The sequence below is a fragment of the Azospirillum rugosum genome (assembly GCF_017876155.1).
Lineage (GTDB): Bacteria > Pseudomonadota > Alphaproteobacteria > Azospirillales > Azospirillaceae > Azospirillum > Azospirillum rugosum.
Genome location: NZ_JAGINP010000001.1, coordinates 359852 through 378594, shown reverse-complemented (window position 1 = coordinate 378594; position 18743 = coordinate 359852). Strand labels below are relative to the sequence as shown.

At 67.3% G+C, this 18743-nt stretch carries 15 protein-coding genes; 7 read left to right on the top strand and 8 right to left on the bottom strand.

Annotated features, from left to right (window positions below):
- Positions 1–11: 11 nt before the first annotated feature.
- On the bottom strand, positions 12–683 hold the full coding sequence (locus J2851_RS01790; RefSeq protein ID WP_209762951.1) for a transglycosylase SLT domain-containing protein: 672 nt from the start codon (positions 681–683) through the stop codon (positions 12–14).
- A 518-nt stretch (positions 684–1201) separates the two neighbouring features.
- On the opposite strand from J2851_RS01790, the gene J2851_RS01785 reads away from it, so the two are divergent.
- Positions 1202–2563: a tetratricopeptide repeat protein gene (locus J2851_RS01785; RefSeq protein WP_307419187.1), complete on the top strand. Its 1362-nt coding sequence runs from the start codon at positions 1202–1204 to the stop codon at positions 2561–2563.
- Positions 2564–2586: 23 nt separating this feature from the next.
- On the opposite strand, the gene J2851_RS01780 is transcribed toward J2851_RS01785, so the two are convergent.
- Both J2851_RS01780 and J2851_RS01775 read right to left on the bottom strand, forming a co-directional pair.
- The gene (locus J2851_RS01780; RefSeq protein WP_209762949.1) at positions 2587–4062 is read right to left on the bottom strand and encodes an alkaline phosphatase D family protein; all 1476 of its coding nucleotides are present in this window, start codon (positions 4060–4062) and stop codon (positions 2587–2589) included.
- A gap of 233 nt (positions 4063–4295) precedes the next feature.
- On the bottom strand, positions 4296–4523 hold the full coding sequence (locus J2851_RS01775) for an anti-sigma factor family protein (protein ID WP_246500347.1): 228 nt from the start codon (positions 4521–4523) through the stop codon (positions 4296–4298).
- A 370-nt stretch (positions 4524–4893) separates the two neighbouring features.
- On the opposite strand from J2851_RS01775, the gene J2851_RS01770 reads away from it, so the two are divergent.
- Complete coding sequence (locus J2851_RS01770; RefSeq protein WP_209762946.1) at positions 4894–5769, top strand: SDR family oxidoreductase; 876 nt, start codon at positions 4894–4896, stop codon at positions 5767–5769.
- A gap of 52 nt (positions 5770–5821) precedes the next feature.
- Here the strand turns inward: J2851_RS01770 and J2851_RS01765 are convergent, their stop codons facing one another.
- The 3 genes from J2851_RS01765 to J2851_RS01755 form a co-directional block, all read right to left on the bottom strand.
- Positions 5822–6295, bottom strand: coding sequence for a sigma-70 family RNA polymerase sigma factor (locus J2851_RS01765; protein WP_209762943.1), 474 nt, complete (start codon positions 6293–6295; stop codon positions 5822–5824).
- A gap of 433 nt (positions 6296–6728) precedes the next feature.
- Entirely contained in the window at positions 6729–8201 is a 1473-nt protein-coding gene (locus J2851_RS01760) for a RimK family protein (protein WP_209762940.1), read from the bottom strand.
- The gene (locus tag J2851_RS01755) at positions 8201–9415 is read right to left on the bottom strand and encodes a GNAT family N-acetyltransferase/peptidase C39 family protein (protein WP_209762937.1); all 1215 of its coding nucleotides are present in this window, start codon (positions 9413–9415) and stop codon (positions 8201–8203) included. The genes J2851_RS01760 and J2851_RS01755 overlap by 1 nt, the downstream gene beginning before the upstream one ends.
- A 209-nt stretch (positions 9416–9624) precedes the next feature.
- Here J2851_RS01755 and J2851_RS01750 point away from each other — a divergent pair, with 209 nt between their 5' ends.
- A complete protein-coding gene (locus J2851_RS01750) occupies positions 9625–12123 on the top strand; it encodes a glycogen/starch/alpha-glucan phosphorylase (protein ID WP_209762934.1) in 2499 nt (832 codons plus the stop codon).
- A 273-nt stretch (positions 12124–12396) separates the two neighbouring features.
- On the top strand, positions 12397–13410 hold the full coding sequence (locus J2851_RS01745) for an aspartate-semialdehyde dehydrogenase (RefSeq protein ID WP_209762931.1): 1014 nt from the start codon (positions 12397–12399) through the stop codon (positions 13408–13410).
- 55 nt (positions 13411–13465) lie between these two features.
- Here J2851_RS01745 and J2851_RS01740 read toward each other — a convergent pair whose 3' ends face one another.
- Positions 13466–13870: a zinc ribbon domain-containing protein YjdM gene (locus J2851_RS01740; RefSeq protein WP_209762928.1), complete on the bottom strand. Its 405-nt coding sequence runs from the start codon at positions 13868–13870 to the stop codon at positions 13466–13468.
- Positions 13871–14003: 133 nt separating this feature from the next.
- Here J2851_RS01740 and J2851_RS01735 point away from each other — a divergent pair, with 133 nt between their 5' ends.
- From J2851_RS01735 to J2851_RS01725, 3 genes are all read left to right on the top strand, one after another.
- Positions 14004–15611: a peptide chain release factor 3 gene (locus J2851_RS01735; RefSeq protein ID WP_209762925.1), complete on the top strand. Its 1608-nt coding sequence runs from the start codon at positions 14004–14006 to the stop codon at positions 15609–15611.
- Between the two features lie 265 nt (positions 15612–15876).
- Complete coding sequence (locus J2851_RS01730; protein ID WP_209762922.1) at positions 15877–17460, top strand: sensor histidine kinase; 1584 nt, start codon at positions 15877–15879, stop codon at positions 17458–17460.
- A complete protein-coding gene (locus J2851_RS01725; RefSeq protein WP_209762919.1) occupies positions 17453–17842 on the top strand; it encodes a response regulator in 390 nt (129 codons plus the stop codon). The genes J2851_RS01730 and J2851_RS01725 overlap by 8 nt, the downstream gene beginning before the upstream one ends.
- 10 nt (positions 17843–17852) lie before the next feature.
- Here J2851_RS01725 and J2851_RS01720 read toward each other — a convergent pair whose 3' ends face one another.
- Entirely contained in the window at positions 17853–18740 is an 888-nt protein-coding gene (locus tag J2851_RS01720) for a transglutaminase family protein (RefSeq protein ID WP_307419179.1), read from the bottom strand.
- Positions 18741–18743 lie beyond the last annotated feature (3 nt).

The following is an 18743-nucleotide window of genomic DNA, read 5'->3' as shown; positions in this document are numbered from 1 at the left end:
GGAGCCCCGGCTCAGTCCAGCGCGGCGACCTGCTGGGCGTTGCGGAAGGTGCGGCGGGTGGCGGGCGCGATGCTCGCGGGCTCCTCGTTGCCGCAGCGGGGCGATTCCAGCAGCTTGGCGCTCTTGGCGTCCAGCTCGTTCAGGTGCTGCCAGATCTTGCAGACATAGCCCTGGGCCTGGCGCATGGAGCCGCCGTTGTAGCGGGCGACGGCGGTCTTCCAGCTGCCTTCCTCGCCGTGCAGGCGGAGCAGCAGGCGGCCGGCGTAGAAGACGTTTTCCTTGGGCTCGACGATGCGCTCGACCGGGGAGAACTGACCGCGGTGGGTGCCGAGCGACAGCTGCATGCAGCCGACGTAGACGTTCGATTTCAGCTGGCCGCGCTTGTCGCGCAGGTGGCGGGCGGCGTCGTTGACGTTCCGCGCGTAGACCGGGCGGCCTTCCACGCTCATCACGAAGGGGCTCGGCGTGCCGTCCTGCCCGCTTTCGACCAGGGAGATGGCGACCAAGAGGCCGGAGGGAATGTTGAACTTGCGTTCCGCCTCGATGGCGTGGGTAACGCAGCTATCCTGCGTCTGGGCCTGGGCCTGAACCGGCTTCGCGAAGATCGGTGCGGTGCAGAGTCCGATAGCAAGAGCGATCCAGCCCCCTTGCGTGCGTCGCACGCGCTGTTGTCGTTCCCGCATGTCCTACCCCCTATCCGTTGCCGCCGTTCGGCCGGCTTCATTTTGGCCCCCTGCGCGGAGCCGTCGTTCCGGTCACCGAGTCGCTTACGGTGACCGCCTCCTACCCAAAAGTTCAACGCCCACCATCGGGCGCCGAAGCCACACTTCCAAAAATTTTATTCAGCGTCAATCGAATTGCAGCCCGGTAATACCACACCAATCCGTCGCCCGATGTCACAGGGTGGAGGTCAGGCGACGTCATAGGACCGTGCCTGTGACGAATAAGGTACTGATTTTAAACACTTTGCAAAAACGGTTAAGGGCGCCAGGCGGGGCTGAGAAAAAGTTTCCTTCGAAAGGGGTACTGCGACCGTCTGTCGCCCGGATGAGAAGCGGTGGTGACACAGCGATTCGCTCTTGCGCGCCGCAACAAGGCAGGGCAATAGACTGGGCTTTCCTTGTGCCCGCGCCCCGGTGTTGGACAACGGTTTCGACCGCTTGGCGACGGGAACGGGAAGCGACCTCAGGACTGCGTCAGCGTGTCATTCGATCCGACGGTTCCGGCCCCGATTTCGGCCGACCGGGAGGGATCGCCGGCCCCCATTCCGCCCGGCGTCGTTCCCGACCTGCTCTTCCAAACCGGTTACGACCGCCTCTATGCCGACGATCCGGCCGGTGCCGCGCGCGCGTTCCGCATGGCCTGCGCCGCCGATCCGGCGTTGGGTGACGCCTGGGCCGCCCTTGCCGACGCGGCGCAGGCGTCCGGGGACACGGCAACGGCGGTTCATGCCTACGGGTGGGCCGTCGTGCTCGATTCGGGTGTGTGGACATGGCGAGTCGGCCTCGCCGATTCCCTGTTCCGCGCCGGACGGACGGCCGACGCCGTCGCCGCCTACGGCAGCCTTGCCGCGGAGCGGCCCGACGCCGCGCTGGTCCGGCTCGGCCTCGCCCGCGCGCTCCTGGCCGAGGGTCGCAAGGACGAGGCGTTGGAGGAGTTCCGCGAGGCCGCGGCCCTGCGCCCGGACGATCGCGACGCGGCGCTCGACCTGTCCGCCGCGCTGATCGAGTCCGGCGACGCGCTGGGCGCCGTCGAACGGCTCCAGCCGCTTGCCCGCCGCGATCCGGACGACGCCGTCCTGCACCACACCATCGGGCGCGCCTGGATCGCGCTGAGGGAGCCGGACAAGGCCCTGGCGGCGTTGCGCAAGGCACGGGACCTGGATTCGGAGGACAGCCTCGGCAGCGCGGCGCTGATCGCGGCGCTGGAGGCGGGGGAGGGGGCGGACCTGTCCGCCGCCTATGTCCGCGCCCTGTTCGACCGCTACGCCGACCGATTCGACCAGGATCTGGTGGGCAAGCTGGGCTATGCGGCGCCGGAGCTTCTGCGCCGGGCGGTGGACCGGCTGGGCGGCGGCAGCGGCCTGCGCGTGCTCGATCTCGGCTGCGGCACCGGGCTGGCCGGCGTGGCCTTCCGGCCGCTGGCCAGCCATCTCGCCGGCGTGGACCTGTCGCCGCGCATGGTCGACAAGGCACGGGCCCGCGCGCTGTACGACGAGCTGTGGGTGGGCGACGTCGTCGCGGCGCTGGACGCGGCACCGGCGGGCTGGGACCTGCTGGTCGCCGCGGACGTGCTGGTCTACATCGGCGACCTCGCCCCGGTGTTCCGGGCGGCGGCGGAGGCGCTCCGCGCGGGTGGCCGATTCGCCGCCACCGTGGAGCGGCTGGACGGCGAGGGCTTCGCGCTGGGTCCAACGCGCCGCTACGCCCACGCCGAGGCCTATCTGCGCGCCACGGCGGAGGCGGCGGGCTTGCGCATCCTCCTGCTGGAGCCCTGCGCACCCCGCCGGGAGAAGGGCGTGGACGTACCGGGTCTTCTGTTCGTGGTGGACCAACCGATCTGATTGGGCCGCTCTGACGGGGCAGGTCAGATCACCTGCGCGTAGCGGTTCGGCTGCCCCTCGGCCGACCAGCGGGCGTGCAGCTGCCCCTTGCCGTCGAAGACCAGGGACAGCCAGTTGCGCTGCCGGATGATCCGTTTGCCCGACTCGGGGAAGCGCGGCATTTCGAAGCGGTAGCCGTCGAACGGGCTCTCCTTGCGCCGGGCGAGCCATTCCAGCGCCGCGGCGGTCATGGTGTGGGGCGGCGGGTGCACGATGCCCGACGCGATGAGCTGCCACATCTCCACCCCGCCGCCGCGCAGCACGCCGCGCCCGCCGGCGTGGATCTCGCCGGACACCGCGGTGACCCGGCAGCCGGTGCGACGGGAGAAGTCGGCCAGAAGCTCGATCAGGGATTGCCATTCCTCGGCGTGGGCGTGGCTGCGCCATTGGTCGCGCAGGTCGTCCTCGATCCCGATCCGCCCCGGCAGCCGGCCGATCACCCGCTCCAGCCCGCCGGTGTCGACGAACAGCAGCGGCACGCTGGACATCAGGACGAGGTGCCGGCAGCCGTCGAAACGGTCGAGCCAGGCCGGCAGCAGCGCGCGGCTCTGGTCCGACATGACCCGCCGCGGCGTGCGCTCGGTCCGGAGGTCCAGCGCCAGCACCCCGACGTCCTTGATCCGGAAGCCCTGGGTGAAGGTGGACCGCTGCGCACCCCACACGCATTCCGGCAGCGCCTCGGCCAGCGCGCCCAGCTGGAACAGGGCGAAGTGGCGGCGGGCGGCCGTGTAGACGCCCCGCCACACCTGCGACTGCATCTCCTCGTCGGGGTGGGAGCCCCAGCCGTCGAAGATGTCGTGGTCGTCCCACATCATCACCGACGGGATGCGGGCCAGCACGGCGGCGGTCTCCGGCTGGCCCCAGCTGCGCAGGTACAGGTCGAAGTAGAAGGCCATCGCCTCCTCGGCCATGGCCGGGGTGAAGGTCTGGGCCAGCCGCTCCCTGTCCGTCCGCGCGGCCCATTCGGACAGCAGCGGGCCGCTTCGCCACACAGCGTCGGCATAGAGCTGGTCGCCGCCCTGGAGCAGCAGGTGGTAGCGGTCGGCCTCGTGCCTCTGCCGCAGGTCGGCCCACAGCGCGTTGCGCGGGGCATCCAGCGCCGCGAGGCGGGATTCGTCCTCCACCCCGTTGCAGGAGACGTAGGCGAAGCGCGGCTGGGTCAGGCGGCCGGGGACGGTCAGGGTCCAGGACTGGTCGCCGTCCATGAAGCCGTAGGCGACCTCCTGGTCGCGCGTCGCGCGCGGCACGGCGAAGTCGAAGCGCCAGACGTGGTGGCCGCGCCAGCGCAGCAGGTGCCGTGGCGGGACCGGAAGGGTGACGCCGTCCACGCGCAGGTCGTCGGGCTCCGCATCGCCGTCCAGCACGAACAGGGCCGACAGCCACCAGCGATCGCCCTGCTCCCCGCGGAAATAGAGAATGGGTCCCAGGATGACCTTCGGTTCCACCCGTCCACGCGCCATGCCGTCCGTTCCAATCCCTTGCCATGCCGCGGGGGTACGCTGCCGAGCCCCCGCTCAGGTGGTGTTATGGGGAAGGCCGTGACGGATCGAAAGGGGGCAGATCGAAAGGGGCCAGATCGAAAGGAGAAGTCGCGAAGGAGCCCGCGTCGGGATCGCCGCCCCGGAAAAAAGAAAAAAGGCGCCCGGTTCGCCCGGTCGCCTTTTGTGACGATGGAACGCGGGAAAGGGGAGGGTTAGCTTGGGCGGCGTTGTCGCAAGAGTTCGAGCATGCGCGACGGCACCGGCTCTTCGAGCACGGGGTCATACAGCCGGTGCAATTCATCCACATGGCTTTTGTGGAAGGTCAGCACGGCCTTTGCGTCGGCGTCGTCCTGGATGGACTGCTCGAACTCCTGACGTTCCTTGTCGTCCAAGGCGCCATCAAGATATGCGTTGATATGGTTCATCGTCACACGCTTCATATCTTTTCGTTCCCGGAACGTCCCCGGGGGCTGATCCCCTTGAGACGGAAACGGTCCGTGACACAGTGAACAATATAGTACGGCATTCTGAGCATCGGGAGTCGCCGTCTACCTCTTCTTATGGGGAACGCATCGGTGACCGCCAAGTGGCGAAAATGGCGGAACCGAACGTCCGGTCCGGGTTTGGGCTGCTCCGTCGAAGCCGTCTACGTCTCGCACGACCGAAGTAACAGCGGCTCCCAGCGGTTGTTCCAGCGGTGAATTGTCAGGAACGCAAGGAATTTCCGACTGTTGTCCGCCGACACGGCGTGTGCGGGCTACCCAGCCCGGAAAACACCAAAGCGGATGAATCCGCCGGAAGGAGAACCACATGGCTCAGCAGGAGGGGGCTCAACAGGAGGGCCGCCAGCCGCCGCAGCACCAGAACACCCAGCCCGGCCACCAGGACGCCATGACGCCCCAGCCCTCGTCGGCGCGGACCGAGTATCGGGGCAGCGGCAAGCTGCGCGACAAGGTCGCGCTGATCACCGGCGGGGACAGCGGCATCGGACGCGCCGTCGCCCTGCATTTCGCGAGGGAAGGGGCCAAGGTCGGCATCGTCTATCTGAGCGAGGACGAGGACGCGGAGGAAACCCGCCGGCTCGTCACCCACGAAGGCCAGCCCTGCACCGTCGTGCGCGGCGATGTCGGCGACGAGGAGACCTGCCGCCGCGCGGTGGCGCGGATGGTGGAGGAGCATGGCCGGATCGACATCCTCGTCAACAACGCGGGCGAGCAGCATCCGCAGAAGTCGCTGGAGGACATCACCGCGGAGCAGTTGGAGCGCACCTTCCGCACCAACATCTTCGCCTATTTCTTCATGGCGAAGGCGGCGTTGCCCCACATGAAGGAGGGCGGGGCGATCATCAACACGACGTCGGTCACCGCCTACAAGGGCAGCCCGATGCTGTTGGACTACTCCTCCACCAAGGGGGCCATCGTGTCCTTCACGCGGTCCCTGGCCCTGTCGCTGGCGGAGCGCGGCATCCGCGTCAACGGCGTGGCGCCCGGCCCGATCTGGACCCCGCTGATCCCCTCCACCTTTCCCGAGGACAAGGTGGAGAAGTTCGGCAGCGACGTGCCGCTGAAGCGCGCCGGCCAGCCCGACGAGGTGGCGCCCAGCTTCGTCTTCCTGGCGTCGGCGGACTCGTCCTACATGTCCGGTCAGGTTCTGCACCCGAACGGCGGGAGCGTGGTGAACGGATAACGCGTCGCCCTCTCCCGCGTCCATGGCGGCGCGGGAGAGGGCGAATGCCCCTTTAAGCCGCCATCAGCGTGTTCAGGCGCTCGCGGGCGCGGCAGAGGCGGGAGCGGATGGTGCCGATGGACACGTTCAGCTTCTCTGCCGCTTCCTGGTAGGGACGGCCCTCGATCGCCACCAGCTTCACGACCTTCCGCTGGCTGGGGGTCAAGGCGCCGAAGGCACGGTCGACGTCGCGGAAGACGAGCCGGGCGATCTGGGAGGCCTCGACCGACATGGCGCCGTCCCAAAGCTCGACCTTGGTGACGTGCTTCTCGCGCTGGAGATTGTTGAAGTGAAGGTTCTTCAGCATGGTGGTGAGCCATGCCTGCATATTGGTTCCAGGCTCGAAACGATGCTGCCGCGACAAGGCGCGCGCAAGGCAATCCTGGGTAAGGTCTTCGGCGGCGCTGACATCGCGGGTCAGCTTGCAGGCGTAGCGTTGCAGGTTCGGCATGCAGCGGATCAGTTCGGATTCGAAACAGTACGCCATGATCTCTCTTCCTCCAACCTTCTCTTTGACCGGTGGGCGGCCGTTCTCCGGCGCCCCTTTGCGGAGACCTTCTTCGAGGATGACGAACCCCGTCCGGCGCGCGCGGTGTCGCGCCGGTCCAGCAATGCCCTTGGCGGTTTTCTTTAGGGTGCGGTGCCGCCTACCTGGCCCGTGATGTCGGGCTGGCGATGCACGCGGAGCAGGCTGTCGTCATCAACGGTCTCCCGCTTTCCAACTGGGCAACCCGAAAACGCCGCAGCGCTTCGGAGGTGCTCCCGTTCGTGGTGACGTTGAGGTCTTAACGCGGGGGGGAAGGGGTTGTTCCCCGGCTGCAACAGCCGAAAGTTTCTTTCGGAATAAGAATTTGCGGGATCAGGTTACGCCCACATAGCAGTTGCGGTTGTAAGTACCTCGATCACAAGCGCTGGGGCCCCTATTTCTTGGGCCGGCTTTCCAGGCGGCGCAGAAAGTCCCGCATAACAAGGCGGTACAGCTCATCCTTGAGCTTGGCGTCTTCGACGCCGAGGTCGATGCTGGGGTTGTCGTTGATCTCGATGACGAACACGCCGCGGTCGTTCTGCTTCAGGTCCACGCCATAGAGCCCGTCGCCGATCAGGCCCGCCGCCTTGACCGCGATGTCGATCACCTCCGGCGGCGCCTCCTCCACGGCGAGCGTGCGCGAGGATCCCTGCTCCGCCCGGCCGTTGCCGCCGTGCTTGACGATCTGCCAGTGCTTCTTGGCCATCAGGTACTGGCAGACGTAGATCGGCTGCCGGTTCAGCACGCCGATGCGCCAGTCGAACTCCGTGTACATGAACTCCTGGGCCAGGATGACGTCAGACTGCTCGAACAGGCCCTCCGCCGTCGCCTCCAGCTCGCTGCGGTTCTGCACCTTGAAGACGCCGCGGGAGAAGGAGCCGTCCGGAATCTTCAGCACGATGGGGTAGGGGATCTCCTGGTCCAGCGTGGCGAGGCCGCGCTTGTCGAAGATGACCGTCTTGGGCGCCGGGATGCGGTTGGCCTTCAGCAACTCCGCCAGATAGACCTTGTTCGTGCATTTCAGGATCGAGTTCGGATCGTCGATCACCGGCATGCCTTCCGCGGCCGCCTTCTTGGCGAAGCGATAGGTGTGGTGGTCGAGGTTCGTCGTCTCGCGGATGAACAGCGCGTCGAACTCCGCCAGCCGCAGGTAATCCTTCTTCTCGATCAGCTCGACGGCGATGCCCAGGCTCTCCCCCGCCTTCACGAACTTCTGGAGCGCGCGCGGGCTGGAGGGCGGCAGCTCCTCCCTGGGGTTGTGCAGGATGGCCAGCGTGTAGCGCGCCGGCGCCCGGGCCGCCGGCTCGCGCCAGGAGGCGCGGGTGTAGGCCTCCAGCGCCGCTTCGAACTGGGCCTCCTGGTCAGGGCGCAGGTCGGCCAGCGACAGCGCCTCCAGCGTGTGGACGGTCCAGGTTTCCTTCAGCCGGACCTGAACCTTCAGCAGCGGGCAGCGGAACAGGTCGAAGATCGACCGGGCGATGTCCTGGAACCGTGCGTCGTCGGCCTGGCCGAAGAAGACGGTCAGGTTGAAGGATGCCCCGGGCGGGTCCGACAGCCGCTTGATCGTGCGCCGCAGCGCCTCGTTCACCTCGCCCAGCTGGGCGCGGTAGAAGTCCTTCTGCGACAGGTCGAGGATCGTCTTGACCGAGGGGATCACCCGCTCCCCCCGCGCTTCCGCCAGCAGGGAGCAGTAATAGCCCGTGCCGAGGTAGCGGTGGCTGCGCGACAGGTTCAGGATGCGCGCGCCGCGCGGGATCTTCACCGTCTCCGGCTTGGCGATGTAGTCGCGGGCGCTGACGACCTGGAGGGTGTCCTTCGCCCATTTCAGGTCGGCGCGCCGGTCGACGATGAGGAGATGGGCCGGCATCAGTCGGCGGACCGCCCGCTGAGCAGAATGGTTGCCTTGAGCTGCGCCTTGCCGTAGCGGGCCATGCGCTCGAAGTCGGCCTTGGGGATGGGCATGTTCATCCGGTCTATGTGCGCGTGATGGCGATCATACACGAGCGGGTCGTGAACATAAAGGAAACGGTCGTCCGCCCCGGTCACCACGACCCAGTGCGGGAATTTTTCGTGGTAGATGCGGTACGAACTGATCAACACGATCGGAATGGCGCCGCGCTTGACCGCCTCGGCCATGTCCTCCGCGGTCAAGGGGCTGTGGTGCACGGTGACGTCGGACCCGTCCAGCTCCTCCAGGAAGTCCTCGTGCACGATGCGCATGACCTCCTTCTTGTCGTCGCTGCGCACGCTGTCGAGGAAGGGCGTGGTGCTGTCCTTGACGTAGATGTCGGCCTTCAGACCGCGCCGCGCCGCCGCCAGCGCCAGCCCGAAGGGGCCGCAGCCGCCGTGGCCGGAGGTCATGAACACCGTCGTGGATTCGCGCCACAGGCGGATTTCAAGCTTCCGTCCCAGCTCGATCTCGGCCGGCTTCAGCGCCTTCATGGCCATCATCAGCGCCGATGGGCCGCAGGTGAAGTCCAGCGTCTGCTGGTAATAGGGCACCATCGGGCCGCCCAGCGGCGCGCTCGGCCCCGCGGTGCCCAGGCGCTTTTCCAGGCGCAGCGCCTCCATGTGGTCTTCGTAGTAGTCCGTGTAGACGCCGAACTCGCGATACCCGCTTTTTTTGTAGAGGTTGATGGCCGGAGTGTTGTCCCGGCGCACTTCCAAGCGAAGATAGATGCAGTCGCGCGACCGCGCGGCCTGCTCCGCCGCTGCCAGAAGGCGCTTGGCGACGCCCTGCCCCCGGAAATCCGGGTCCACCGCGAAGGAATACAGCCGCGCCAGGGAGGTTCCGGAATGGAAGGACACCAGCGCGTAACCCACCACCCGACCGCCCCCTGGACCGCCATGTGCTTCAACAAGGGCTGTGGCCTTGGCTTTTGTCAGCAAATATTGAAAACTGCGTCGGGTCAGCCGGTCGGTGGCGAAGCACCGCTCCTCGATGGCGAGCAGCGCCGGAATGTCCGACGGCTGGGCTTGCCGCAGAAGGATGGTGTCGGTGTCGCCCTGATGGGGGACGGCGTGGTTCGGATTCAGTTCGTCGAGCATCTGGAGGTTCAAAGCGGCCGGCGCACGTGCCATCTTACTCCCTTCCACCGGTCTGGAAAGCGATCAGGTTGCCGGGAGGGAGGTCAGCGTTCAGAACGCCTCTGCCGTTCGGCCTGACCGTTTGGCATATGGGCCGTTTGGCTTAGGAGTTGCTTAACCATAATTCCGGAAACTGCCGCCGATGGAAGGCCGGCCTGTCAACCGCCCGCTCCAGTTGGCCCTGGACAGAAGAAAGTCAAGACATGGACGCTCGGTATAAGTCGCGCGAGATCGAACGCCGCAGTCTGGATGTCGACGGGCTGAAACGCTCGTTTCTGGAATGGCTGGTTTATTCCGTCGGCAAGGACGCCCGGGCGGCGACCCGGCGCGACTGGTTCCACACCGTCGCCCTGGCTGTGCGCGACCGCCTCGTCGACCGCTGGATGGACACCACGCGGACCTATTACCAGAAGGACGCCAAGCGCGTTTACTATCTGTCGCTGGAGTTCCTGATCGGCCGCCTGCTGAGCAACAGCCTCGCCAACCTGGGCATCACCGAGGAGTGCCGGAAGGCGCTCGACCAGATCGGGATCAGCCTGGAGGACGTCGTGGACGCGGAGCCGGACGCGGCGCTGGGCAACGGCGGCCTCGGTCGCCTCGCCGCCTGCTTCCTGGACAGCATGGCGTCGGAAGCGCTTCCGGGCTACGGCTACGGCATCCGCTACGAGTTCGGCCTGTTCGAGCAGCGCTTCGAGCATGGCTGGCAGGTCGAGTATCCGGAGCAGTGGCTGCAGTTCGGCAACCCGTGGGAGTTCCCGCGGCCGGAGGTGCTGTACCCCGTCCAGTTCTACGGCCGCGTCGAGGAGTTCCGGGATTCGGTGGGCGAGAAGGCCTACCGCTGGGTGGATGCCGAGCGCGTGCTGGCCATGGCCTACGACACGCCGGTGGTCGGTTACGGCGGCAACACGATCAACACGCTGCGCCTGTGGTCGGCGCGCGCCACGCGCGACTTCAACTTCGGCCACTTCAACGACGGCGCCTACATGAAGGCGGTCGAGCAGAAAGTCCTGTCGGAGAACCTGAGCCGCGTCCTCTACCCGAACGACGCGACGGAGGGCGGCAAGGAGCTGCGCCTGAAGCAGGAGTATTTCTTCACCTCCGCCTCGCTCCAGGACATCCTGCGCCGTTACCTGCAGCACCACACCACCTTCGACAACCTGCCGGACAAGGCGGCCATCCAGCTGAACGACACGCACCCGGCCATCGGCATCGCCGAGCTGATGCGGCTGCTGGTCGACCAGCACGGCGTGGTCTGGGACAAGGCCTGGGACATCACCCGCGCGACCTTCTCCTACACCAACCACACGCTGCTGCCGGAAGCGCTGGAAGCTTGGCCGGTCCGCATGGTGGAGCGCGTTCTGCCGCGCCACATGCAGATCATCTACGAAATCAACGCCAAGTTCCTGAACCGGTCCAAGGCGCGGGCGGCCGGCGACAACGGGCGCCTGTCGCGCCTGTCGCTGATCGACGAGCGCGGCGACCGCCGCGTGCGCATGGGCAACCTGGCCTTCCTCGGCTCGCACAAGGTCAACGGCGTCTCGGCGCTGCACACCGACCTGATGAAGCAGACGGTCTTCGCCGACTTCCACGCGGAGTTCCCGGACCGCATCAACAACAAGACCAACGGCATCACGCCGCGCCGCTGGCTGCACCAGTCCAACCCGCCGCTGGCCGCGCTGATCACCAGCCGCATCGGCCAGGGCTGGATCAAGGACCTGCCGCAGATCAAGGCGCTCGCCGAGAAGGCCGACGACGTGGTCTTCCGCGAGGAGTTCCGCCGCGCCAAGCGCAAGAACAAGAAGCGGCTGGCCGCCTTCATCGCGCGCCAGACCGGCATCGAGGTGCAGGTCGACAGCCTGTTCGACGTGCAGGTCAAGCGCATGCACGAGTACAAGCGCCAACTCCTGAACATCCTTCAGGCGATCGCGCTGTACAACGAGATGCGCGACAACCCGACGATCGCCTGGGTGCCGGTCACCAAGATCTTCGCCGGCAAGGCGGCGCCGAGCTACCACATGGCCAAGCTGATCATCAAGCTGATCAACGACGTGGCCAAGGTGGTCAACCACGACCCGTCGGTGCACGACAACCTAAAGATCGTGCTGCTGCCGAACTACAACGTCACGGCGGCGGAGATCATCATGCCGGCGGCCGACCTGTCGGAGCAGATCTCCACGGCCGGCATGGAGGCGTCGGGCACCGGCAACATGAAGCTGGCGCTGAACGGCGCGCTGACCATCGGCACGCTGGACGGCGCCAACGTCGAGATCCGCGAGCATGTGGGCGAGGACAACATCTTCATCTTCGGCCTGACCGCGGAGGAGGTGAACGACCTGCGCGCCAGCGGCGGCTTCAACCCGCGCGAGGTGATCGCGTCGAACCCCAGCCTGAAGCGGGCGCTCGACATGATTTCCACCGGCGTCTTCTCGCCGGACGACCCGAACCGCTACCACCCGATCCTGCAAGCCCTGACCGACGGCGGCGACCACTTCCTGGTCACGGCGGACTTCGCGGCCTATTGCGAAGCCCAGGAGCAGGCGATGGAGCTGTATCGCGACCAGGAGGAATGGACGCGCAAGGCCATCCTGAACACCGCGAACATGGGCTGGTTCTCGTCGGACCGCACGATCATGGAATACGCGACGGAGATCTGGGACGTCCACCCCGTGAAGCCGGAGCACGTCGAAGACGGCGAGGACTGAGCCGGTCTAACAAAATTGCGATGGAAAGGCGCGGGCGCTTTACAAGCCCCGCGCCTTTCGTTTATCTAACGGGCTATGAATCGCTCGCTCGCCATCACCACCACCACTACCAAAACGACCCGCTCCGGCGGGCCGTCGGATGGTGGCGTGCGTTGATCGAGTAGAGACGCTTCACCCACCACGAAGGCCCCGCCGGACACGGACGGGGCCTCGGTGTATCTGGGGGCCGCCGTCCCGCTCGATCCGGGCATGACACAAGGACGGACCACACCCATGAGCACCCCTTCCGCCTCTCCCCGTCGCGTCGCGATTGTTGGCGCCACCGGCGCCGTCGGCCGCGAGATGGTCGATGTCCTCCACCGCCGTTCGTTCCCGGTCGCGGAACTCGGCCTGTTCGCGTCGGAGCGCAGCGCCGGCCGCACGGTCGAGACCCCGTTCGGCACGAAGACCCTGGAGGCGTTCGACGCCGAGAAGGTGAAGGGCTACGACATCGTCCTGCTCGCCGTGTCCGGCGACTTCGCCAAGGCGCACGCCCCGGCCCTGACCGAGAAGGGCGCGCTGGTCATCGACAACTCCTCGGCCTTCCGCTACGACGACAACGTCCCGCTGATCGTGCCGGAGATCAACGCGCACGCCATGGGCGACGCGAAGCTCATTGCGAACCCGAACTGCACCACGGCCATCGCCGTCGTGGCGCTCGGCCCGCTGCACAAGGCCTTTGGCCTTCGCCGTGTCATCGTCTCCACCTACCAGGCGACCAGCGGCGCCGGCGCGGAGGGCATGGCCGAGCTTGAGGAGCAGACCCGCAACCAGCTCGAAGGCAAGCCGGTCACCAACAGCGTCTTCCGCCACCCGATCCCCTTCAACCTGATCCCCCAGATCGACGCCTTCCAGGAGAACGGCTACACGAAGGAGGAGATGAAGGTCACCTGGGAGACGCGGAAGATCCTGGAGATCCCGGACCTGCCGGTCAGCTGCACCGCGGTGCGCATCCCGACCTACCGCGCCCATTCCGAGGCGATCACGGTCGAGACGCTGTCGCCGGTGACCCCGGACGCCGCCCGCGCCGTGCTGGCCGACGCGCCGGGCGTGGTGGTGAAGGACGTGCCGGCCGACGGCATCTACCCGATGCCGCTGAACGCCACCGGCCAGTTCGACGTCGAGGTCGGCCGCATCCGCACCAGCCTGATCTTCGGCGACCACGGCCTGGATCTGTTCGTCTGCGGCGACCAGCTGCTGAAGGGTGCTGCGCTCAACGCCGTGCAGATCGCCGAGCTGACCCTCTAAGGTGGTCCGCCCATCCCCTTCCGCACCATTGGCGGGAGGGGATGGCTCGCCCCCATCAGGCCTTCTTTACGAATTCCGACTTCAGGTTCATGGCCCCGATGCCATCGATCTTGCAGGCGATGTTGTGACCGTCGGCACCGTCCGTCAGGCGGATGTTCTTCACCTTCGTCCCGCCCTTGACGACCAGCGACGATCCCTTGACCTTCAGGTCCTTGATCACCGTGACGCTGTCCCCGTCGGCCAGCGGGTTGCCGTTGGCGTCGCGCACCGCGTCCGCGCCGGACTCCTCCGCGACGGCCGCCAGCGGGTTCCATTCATGGGCGCATTCCGGGCAGATCCACAGCTCCCCATCCTGGTACGCGTATTCGGAGTTGCATTTGGGGCAGTTCACGTGAGCATCCTTTGCGTGTCTCGCGGTTGGGGCGTCGTGGCTTAGCACAGGCGCCACTCCTTCCGCCATCGCGTCACCGTCGCACGAGGACTGGAAGCGGGGCCGCGACACTGCTATCTATAGCGCCGAATCACGAGGGCCGTGGGCGCCGACGCTCCCGGCCCTCGTTGTCGTTCCTTTTCGCTTGTTACGGGATCCGCGCATGTCCGAGCTTCTGGACGCTGTTTCCCGGCGTCGAACCTTCGCGATCATCGCGCACCCGGACGCCGGCAAGACCACGCTCACCGAAAAGCTGCTGCTGTTCGGCGGCGCCATCCAGATGGCGGGCGCCGTCAAGGCACGCGGCGAGCAGCGCCGCGCCAAGTCGGACTGGATGAAGGTGGAGCGCGAGCGCGGCATCTCCGTGACCGCGTCGGTGATGACCTTCGACTACGAAGGCCGCACCTTCAACCTGCTGGACACGCCGGGCCACGAGGACTTCTCGGAGGACACCTACCGCACGCTGACCGCGGTGGACAGCGCGGTGATGGTCATCGACGGCGCGAAGGGCATCGAGAGCCAGACCTTGAAGCTGTTCGAGGTCTGCCGCCTGCGCGACGTGCCGATCATGACCTTCTGCAACAAGATGGACCGCGAGGCGCGCGACCCCTTCGACCTCATCTCGGAGATCGAAAGCTCGCTGGCGCTGGAGGTCACGCCGGCCAGCTGGCCGATCGGCATGGGCCGCGACTTCCTCGGCTGCTACGACCTGATCCGCGACCAACTGATCCTGATGGACCGCACAAAGGGCGACGAGATCGATTCGGGCATCCAGTGCAACGGCCTGGACGACCCGAAGCTCGACGAGCTGCTGCCGGCCCACGCCGTCGCGAAGCTGCGCGAGGAGGTGGAGATGGCGCGCGGCCTTATGCCGCCCTTCGACCTGGAGTCCTACCGCGCCGGCCACCTGACGCCGATCTATTTCGGGTCGGCGATCAACAACTTCGGCGTTCGCGAGCTGCTCCAGGGCCTCGCCGAGAGCGCCCCGCCGCCGCGCCCGCAGCCGGCGGAGCAGCGCTCCGTCGAGCCGGACGAAGGCAAGTTCAGCGGCTTCGTGTTCAAGGTCCAGGCCAACATGGACCCCAACCACCGCGACCGCATCGCCTTCGTGCGCATCTGCTCCGGCAAGTTCAAGCGCGGGGCGAAGCTGAAGCATGTCCGCTCCGGCAAGCTGATGGCGGTGAACAACGCCGTGCTGTTCCTGGCCCGCGACCGCGAACTGGCTGAGGAGGCCTGGCCCGGCGACATCATGGGCATCCCCAACCACGGCAGCCTTCGCATCGGCGACACGCTGACCGAGGGCGAGGACCTGCGCTTCACCGGCGTGCCGAGCTTCGCGCCGGAACTGCTGCAGCGCGTCCGCCTGGACGACCCGATGCGCGTGAAGCACCTGCGCAAGGCGCTGGAGCATTTCGCGGAGGAGGGCGCCTCCCAGGTGTTCAAGCCGCTGACCGGGGCCGACTGGGTCGTCGGCGTCGTCGGCCAGCTGCAGTTCGAGGTGCTGGCCGCCCGAATCGAGGCGGAATACGGCATCTCCGCCCGCTTCGAGGGGGCCGGCGTGGACGCCGCGCGCTGGATCGAAACGGAGGATGACGACCAGCTGAAGAAGTTCCTCGACCTGAACCGTTCCGCCGCGGCCGAGGATCATGACGGCGCGCTGGTCTTCCTGGCGAGAAACGCCTGGCACCTGAACCGGACACAGGAAGACTTCCCAAATCTCCGCTTCCTGAAGACACGCGAACAGAACCGCAAGGTTCACACGGCCGCCTAAGCAATTCGGGATGCGTTCCGGGCGCGGTACTCCCAGCGGGTGCCGCGCCTTTTTTCATGCCACCCCCAAATGGCCTCAACACCCCACCTTTCCGAAAGTCAGATTGACTTTCCGCATGGTGTGTCTGACTTTTGACGCCATACGGTTGCAGCCGATGTGCGTCATTGGACGACCGTGCCCGGACCTCCTCGCGCCGGGGGCGCAACGGCTCGCGACGGCGTCGCCGGCGGGTTGGCCCGTGCAGACAGAAGACCGAGGGGGAATCATGTTCGCCGGCTTACAGGGCTTCTTCGACACCAGCGGGTTCATTCCCCACGGGGTGTGCCTTCTCTGGAAGCCGGAGATCCTGGCCCTGCACATCGGCTCCGACGTTCTGATCGGTCTGTCCTATTATTCGATCCCCATCGCTCTGGTCTATGTGGTGCTGAAGCGGCGCGACGTGGCCTTCAGCTGGATCTTCTGGCTGTTCGCGGCCTTCATCCTCGCCTGCGGAACCACGCACTTCTTCAGCATCTGGACCCTGTGGAACGCCGAATACGGGCTGGAAGGCTTGGTAAAGGGGGTGACCGCGGTCGCCTCCGTGCTGACCGCCATCGCGCTGTGGCTGCTGATGCCGCGCCTGCTTGCCCTGCCGAGCCCGGCCCAGATGGCGGCGGCCAACGACGCGCTCCAGCGGGAGATCGAGGTGCGGCGCCAGGCGGAGCAGCGCTACGCCGGCTTCTTCAACAACCTTGCCGAAGGGCTCTTCGTCGTCACGGTTCTCGCCGACGGGCGCTTCGCCTTTGACACGCTCAACCCCGCGCACGCGCGGGCGACCGGCATCGATCCCGACACGATCCAGGGCCGCCTCGTCTCCGAAGCCCTGCCTCCCGAGACGGCGCAGGCGGTCACCGCGCGCTACGCCGCCTGCGTCGCGGCCGGCGGCCCCATCGATTACGAGGAAACCCTCGATCTGCCGGTCGGACGCCGCGTCTGGCACACGGTCCTCGTCCCGGTTCGCGACGCCGGCGGAACCATCGTCCAACTCCTCGGCAGCTCCCGCGACATCACCGAACGCAAGCAGCTGCAGGAAGAACTGGTGCAGACCTCCAAGCTCGCCACGCTCGGCACGCTCGCCGCGGGCATGGCCCACGAGATGAGCCAGCCGCTGAACATCATCCGCATCTGGGCGGAAAACGCGCTGTCCCGGCTGCGCGACGGCGACACCGACACGGCACGCCTGGACAAGGTGCTGACCATCGTCGCCGACCAGACGGAGCGCATGGGCAAGATCATCGACCACATGCGCACCTTCAGCCGGCGCGACGGCGGGGAAACGCAGCTGTTCGACCCCACGGCCAGCGTCCGCGCCGCGGTGGACCTCGTCGCCCACCAGTTCGCCTTGGAAAACATCACGATCGACGCCGACCTTGAAATCGGTGAGACGGTCGCGCGCGGCCGCCCATTGCAGCTGGAGCAGGTGCTGGTCAACCTTCTGTCCAACGCCCACGACGCCATCGTCGAACGGCGCGCGGCGGATGGCGAGGGATCGCCCGCCGGCGGGCGGATCGAGGTCCACGTGCGCCGGGGCGGCAGCCCGGGCACGGCTCTGATCGCGGTGACCGACGACGGCGGCGGGATCGACCCGGGCGTGCTGCCGCGCATTTTCGATCCCTTCTTCACGACGAAGGAGGTCGGCAAAGGCTCCGGCCTCGGCCTGTCCATCGGCTATGGGATCATCGACGCGATGAACGGCCGCATCGAGGCGGCCAACGTGGACCACGGCGACGGCCGTCGCGGTGTCCGCTTCACCATAACCCTGCCCGTATCGCGACCCTCGGCCACCGAATTGGAGCGCACCCATGCCTGAACCCGCGCACATTCTGGTCGCGGAGGACGAACCCCTGGCGGCGATGGCCATGGAGGACTTCCTTCAGCGCAAGGGGTACCGGGTCACCCTGGCCCAGGACGGGCTGGAGGCGCTGGAACGCTACCGCAACGATCCCGCGGACCTCGTCATCACGGACATGCGCATGCCGCGCATGGACGGCCGCGCGCTGGTCCGGGAACTGCGCGGATTGAGCGCTGCCTTGCCGTTGCTGGTCGTCACCGGCTTCATGCCGATGGAGCCGGGGCAGGACGACCTGACGTCAGACATCTGGAAGCCGCTGGAAATCCTGCGCAAGCCGGTCAGCCCGCAAGTCGTCCTGGACACGGTGCACCGCCTCATGACGGCCCGGCCCACCGCCTGACGGAAAGCGGTCAGCCGGCGGAGTCCAGCGGCTCGACGTCCACGCTGACGCTGAGCGAGTGGCCGGCCCCGCCCATCAGCACGCCGCGCGCCGGGCTGACGTCGTCGTAGTCGCGGCCCCAGGCGATGGTGATGAAGTCCTGGTCGGCCGCGCGGGCGTTGGTCGGGCACACGTCCAGCCATCCCGTCGGACCGCACCACACCGATGCCCAGGCGTGGCTGACGTCCGCGCCGACGAGGCGCGGCCGGCCCGGCGGGGGCAGGGTGCGCAGATAGCCGGAGACGTAGCGGCCGGGCAGGCCGACCGCGCGCAGGCAGCCGACGACGATGTGGGCGAAGTCCTGGCAGACGCCGCGCCGGTGGCGCATCACGTCGGCCAGCGGCGTCGCCACCGTCGTCGCCGTCGGGTCGAAGGTGAAGTCGCCGTGGATCCGCCGCATCAGGTCCAGCGCGGCCTCCGCGACCGGCCGGCCGGGCGTGAAGGACTGGGACGCGTAGTCCAGCAGCACGGGGGAGACGGCGACCAGCGTGCTGTCGAAGCTGTACTGGACGATCTCCGCCCCGTCGTCGGGGTCGGACAGGCTGTGCAGCGACTCGCGCACCCGTTCCCAGGGCGGGGTGGATGCCGCGTCGAGGACGGGCGGGGTGAACACCTCCACCTCGCTGTCGGCGGTGATCGTGAAGGTCCGGTGCGGCTCCTGCACCGCCACGTAGGTGACGGTGTTGCCGAAATAGTCGGTGTGGTCGGACCGCACGGCGGGCGCCGGCTCGATCGTCAGGCAGCAGCGCCGCACGCGCTGCCGCGGGTGGGGACGGGCGGTCAGGTGCAGCAGGTGGTGCGAAACCGACACGTCCTCCCCATAGTCGTAATGGGTGACATGGCGCAGGCGGTACCGCACGCC

Bases quoted from the DNA above. Each gene is read 5' to 3' on its own strand.
- J2851_RS01730 (WP_209762922.1), top strand. From the start codon at position 15,877: ATGTTCGCCGGCTTACAGGGCTTCTTCGACACCAGCGGGTTCATTCCC.
- J2851_RS01725 (WP_209762919.1), top strand. From the start codon at position 17,453: ATGCCTGAACCCGCGCACATTCTGGTCGCGGAGGACGAACCCCTGGCG.
- J2851_RS01760 (WP_209762940.1), bottom strand. From the start codon at position 8,201: ATGCCGGCCCATCTCCTCATCGTCGACCGGCGCGCCGACCTGAAATGG.
- J2851_RS01770 (WP_209762946.1), top strand. From the start codon at position 4,894: ATGGCTCAGCAGGAGGGGGCTCAACAGGAGGGCCGCCAGCCGCCGCAG.
- J2851_RS01780 (WP_209762949.1), bottom strand. From the start codon at position 4,062: ATGGCGCGTGGACGGGTGGAACCGAAGGTCATCCTGGGACCCATTCTC.
- J2851_RS01755 (WP_209762937.1), bottom strand. From the start codon at position 9,415: ATGGCACGTGCGCCGGCCGCTTTGAACCTCCAGATGCTCGACGAACTG.
- J2851_RS01765 (WP_209762943.1), bottom strand. From the start codon at position 6,295: ATGGCGTACTGTTTCGAATCCGAACTGATCCGCTGCATGCCGAACCTG.
- J2851_RS01775 (WP_246500347.1), bottom strand. From the start codon at position 4,523: ATGAAGCGTGTGACGATGAACCATATCAACGCATATCTTGATGGCGCC.
- J2851_RS01735 (WP_209762925.1), top strand. From the start codon at position 14,004: ATGTCCGAGCTTCTGGACGCTGTTTCCCGGCGTCGAACCTTCGCGATC.
- J2851_RS01745 (WP_209762931.1), top strand. From the start codon at position 12,397: ATGAGCACCCCTTCCGCCTCTCCCCGTCGCGTCGCGATTGTTGGCGCC.
- J2851_RS01750 (WP_209762934.1), top strand. From the start codon at position 9,625: ATGGACGCTCGGTATAAGTCGCGCGAGATCGAACGCCGCAGTCTGGAT.
- J2851_RS01740 (WP_209762928.1), bottom strand. From the start codon at position 13,870: ATGGCGGAAGGAGTGGCGCCTGTGCTAAGCCACGACGCCCCAACCGCG.
- J2851_RS01790 (WP_209762951.1), bottom strand. From the start codon at position 683: ATGCGGGAACGACAACAGCGCGTGCGACGCACGCAAGGGGGCTGGATC.